Genomic DNA, 3,830 nt, shown 5'->3' on the forward strand with positions numbered 1-3,830 from the left:
ACACCTGAATATATCGGCAAGAAGATCGAGTCGTACGAGATGAAGATGGTGGCGATCGTCGTGCTGCTGACGCCGTTGCTCGTGCTGGCCGGTACGTCGATTGCCGTATTGACTGCGGCGGGCACAGCGGGGATCGCAAACCCCGGGCCTCACGGCTTCTCGGAGATTCTCTACGCCTATAGCTCTGCCTCCAACAATAACGGCAGCGCGTTTGCCGGCCTGACTGTCAGCACGCCGTTCTACAACATCACGACTGGCATTGCGATGTGGTTCGGCCGCTTCGGTTCGATGATTCCGGTGCTGGCAATCGCTGGTGCATTGGCGGCTAAGAAGCGCATTGGAACGACCGCAGGCAGCTTGCCGACGCACGGTCCGCTGTTCGTCGTGCTGCTGCTGGGCACCGTCGTCTTGGTTGGCGCACTGACCTATGTACCAGCGCTCGCGCTGGGTCCCGTGGTCGAGCATCTGATGATGATCTCGGGCAAATAAGCGGTCACTGATACAGAGGAAAGTATGAATACAATCGTCAAACCGCCCGTGAAAACGCCGAACAAGGCACCGGAAAAATTGCCGGAGACAACCGGCCATTCGCGCTCGGCCGTTCGTTCCATGTTCGATCCGGCCATCGTGATGCCGGCGATCGCGGATTCGTTCAGGAAACTCGCACCGCGTACGCAGTTGCGCAACCCGGTGATGTTCTGCGTCTACATTGGCAGCATCTTGACCACGGTGTTGTGGGTGGCCGCGCTCTCGGGGCAGGCTGAAGCGCCGGCCGGGTTCATTCTCGCGATCGCGCTGTGGCTGTGGTTCACCGTGCTGTTCGCGAACTTCGCCGAGGCGCTGGCCGAGGGCCGCTCTAAAGCACAAGCCGCGTCGTTGCGCAGCGCCAAGCGCGACGTGATGGCCAAGAAGCTCAGTGCACCGAAGCGTGAGGCTACGGTCAACATCACGACCGCAACCGAGTTGCGCAAGGGCGATGTCGTGCTCGTCGAGACCGGTGACGTGATCCCCGCGGACGGCGAGGTGATCGATGGCGTTGCCTCCGTTGACGAATCGGCAATCACCGGTGAGTCAGCGCCTGTGATTCGTGAGTCAGGCGGTGATTTCACCGCAGTGACGGGCGGCACACGCGTGCTGTCGGACTGGATCGTGGTACGTGTGAGCGTCAATCCGGGTGAGGCGTTCCTGGACCGCATGATCGCGATGGTCGAAGGCGCCAAGCGGCAAAAGACGCCTAACGAGATCGCGCTGACGATCTTGTTGGTCGCGTTGAGCCTGGTGTTGTTGTTCGCCACCGCGACGCTGTTGCCGTTTTCGATCTTCTCGGTCGAGGCGGTAAAAGCCGGGCACGTGGTGACGATTACGGCACTGGTGGCATTGCTGGTCTGCCTGATCCCGACGACTATCGGCGGATTGCTGTCTGCGATTGGTGTGGCCGGCATGAGTCGCATGATGCAGGCAAACGTGATCGCGACCTCGGGCCGCGCGGTCGAAGCGGCGGGTGACGTCGACGTGTTGTTGCTCGACAAGACCGGCACGATCACGTTTGGTAACCGGCAAGCCTCGGGCTTCGTGGCGGCCCCGGGCGTCTCCGAGCACGATCTCGCCGATGCGGCGCAGCTTGCGTCGCTTGCCGATGAAACGCCGGAAGGCCGCAGTATCGTCGTGCTTGCGAAAGAGCGCTTCAACATACGTCAGCGGGAAATGTCGTCGCTGCATGCGACCTTCCTGAGCTTCACCGCGCAAACGCGCATGAGCGGTGTGGATTTGCCCGAGCGCGAAATTCGCAAGGGCGCGGCCGAGTCGGTCAAGACCTATGTCGAGCGCAATGGCGGCCGCTATCCGCAGGACGTAACGAACGCGGTTGACGAAATCGCGCGTCGTGGCAGCACGCCGCTCGTGGTGGCCGACAGACGGGCCGAAGGGGCGCGCGTTCTAGGCGTCATTGAGCTGAAGGATATCGTCAAGGGCGGTATAAAGGAACGGTTTGCCGAGTTGCGCAAGATGGGCATCAAGACCGTGATGGTGACGGGCGATAACCGCCTGACCGCTGCAGCGATCGCGGCCGAAGCGGGCGTTGACGACTTCCTCGCGGAAGCAACGCCTGAAGCGAAACTCGCCACCATTCGTTCATATCAGGCGGAAGGGCGGCTGGTCGCGATGACGGGCGACGGTACGAACGATGCGCCGGCACTGGCTCAAGCGGACGTTGCCGTAGCCATGAACTCCGGCACGCAGGCGGCGAAGGAAGCCGGCAACATGGTCGATCTCGATTCGAATCCGACCAAGTTGATCGAGATTGTCGAGATCGGCAAGCAGATGTTGATGACACGCGGATCGCTGACCACGTTCTCGATTGCCAACGACGTGGCCAAGTACTTCGCCATCATCCCGGCTGCGTTTGCTTCGACCTATCCGCAACTGCGCGTGCTTGACATCATGCACCTGACGTCACCGTCATCGGCCATCTTGTCCGCGGTGATCTTCAATGCGTTGATCATCGTGTTCCTGATTCCGCTGGCGCTCAAGGGTGTGAAGTATCGGCCACTAGGCGCAGCTTCGTTGCTGCGTCGTAATTTGCTTGTGTATGGTCTTGGCGGATTGTTGCTGCCGTTTCCGTGCATCAAGCTGATCGATATGGTTATCACCGCTTGCGGCTGGGCCTGATTCTGGGTATCGATTGGCCGGGCATAACTGGTTTTCATGCCCGGCCTCTTCAGGCAAGTTCTGCGAACTTAGTCTCATAGCAAACTTCCTCACAGCAATCTTTTCAGGTTGAATCACCATGAAAAATATTCTTCGCCCTGTTGTCGTCATGTTTGCAGCGCTGACAGTCGTGACCGGGCTCGTTTATCCCGTCGTCGTCACGGCAGTGGCGCACGCGGCTTTCCCCCACGAGGCTAATGGCAGCCTGATCGAGAAGGACGGGAAAGCGGTAGGCTCGGAGCTGCTGGGCCAGCAATTCGATGCACCGTCCTATTTCTGGGGCCGCTTGTCGGCAACCTCGCCTAACCCCTATAACCCGCAAGCGTCGGGTGGCTCGAATCTTGGACCGACCAACCCGGCGCTCGCCGACGAAGTCAAAGGGCGCATCAGCGCGTTGCACGACGCCGATCCGACCAACACCGTGCCCATCCCCGTCGACCTCGTGACGTCCTCGGGCAGTGGACTGGACCCGGAGATCAGCCCCGCCGCCGCCGCCTATCAGATTGACCGCGTGGCCAAGGCGCGCAAGCTCTCGCCTAACGACGTTGATGCGCTGGTTCAGCGTGCGACGACCGGTCGTCAGTTCGGTATCCTGGGTGAAGCGCGCGTGAACGTGCTGAAGCTGAACCTCGCGCTTGACGAATTGAAGCCGGCAAGCTGATGGATCGCCCGGACCCAGACGAACTGCTCAACAAGATCCAGCGCGACGAGCAAAAGCAGCAGCGCGGCCGGCTGAAAATCTTCTTCGGTGCTTCCGCTGGGGTCGGGAAGACGTATGCCATGTTGCTGGCTGGACATCGGCGGCGGGAGGAAGACGTCGACACGGTGGTGGGCATTGTCGAGACCCACGGCCGCAAGGAGACGCTGGCGCTCGTCGATGGGTTGGAGGCTATTGCGTTGGCGCGTCATGCGCATCGTGAGCGTCATCTATCGGAGTTCGACCTCGACGCGGCACTTGCGCGCAAGCCTCAACTGATCCTCGTCGATGAACTCGCGCATTCGAATGTTCAAGGCGCCCGTCATCTCAAACGGTGGCAGGACGTGTATGAACTGCTCGACGCGGGCATCGACGTGTACACCACCGTCAACGTCCAGCACCTTGAAAGCCTGAACGATATCGTCGG

The 3,830-nt window shown here is 60.7% G+C and carries 3 protein-coding genes and 1 pseudogene; all 4 read left to right on the forward strand.

What is annotated here, in order from left to right; genetic code table 11:
• On the forward strand, positions 1-489 hold a 489-nt coding region (locus tag WCA53_RS11855), incomplete at its 5' end, for a potassium-transporting ATPase subunit KdpA (protein ID WP_423909723.1).
• Between the two features lie 120 nt (positions 490-609).
• Positions 610-2,667 (forward strand): potassium-transporting ATPase subunit KdpB, encoded by a 2,058-nt coding sequence (kdpB, locus tag WCA53_RS11860; RefSeq protein WP_423909733.1) that lies wholly within the window; start codon positions 610-612, stop codon positions 2,665-2,667.
• Between the two features lie 118 nt (positions 2,668-2,785).
• Positions 2,786-3,367, forward strand: a complete 582-nt coding sequence (gene kdpC / locus WCA53_RS11865) for a potassium-transporting ATPase subunit KdpC (RefSeq protein WP_423909728.1) — start codon at positions 2,786-2,788, stop codon at positions 3,365-3,367.
• Positions 3,367-3,830, forward strand: a pseudogene (locus WCA53_RS11870) (two-component system sensor histidine kinase KdbD); the annotation flags it as partial. The gene kdpC and the pseudogene WCA53_RS11870, both read left to right, overlap by 1 nt.

It is taken from the genome of Caballeronia sp. (assembly GCF_049581465.1).
Classification (GTDB): domain Bacteria; phylum Pseudomonadota; class Gammaproteobacteria; order Burkholderiales; family Burkholderiaceae; genus Caballeronia.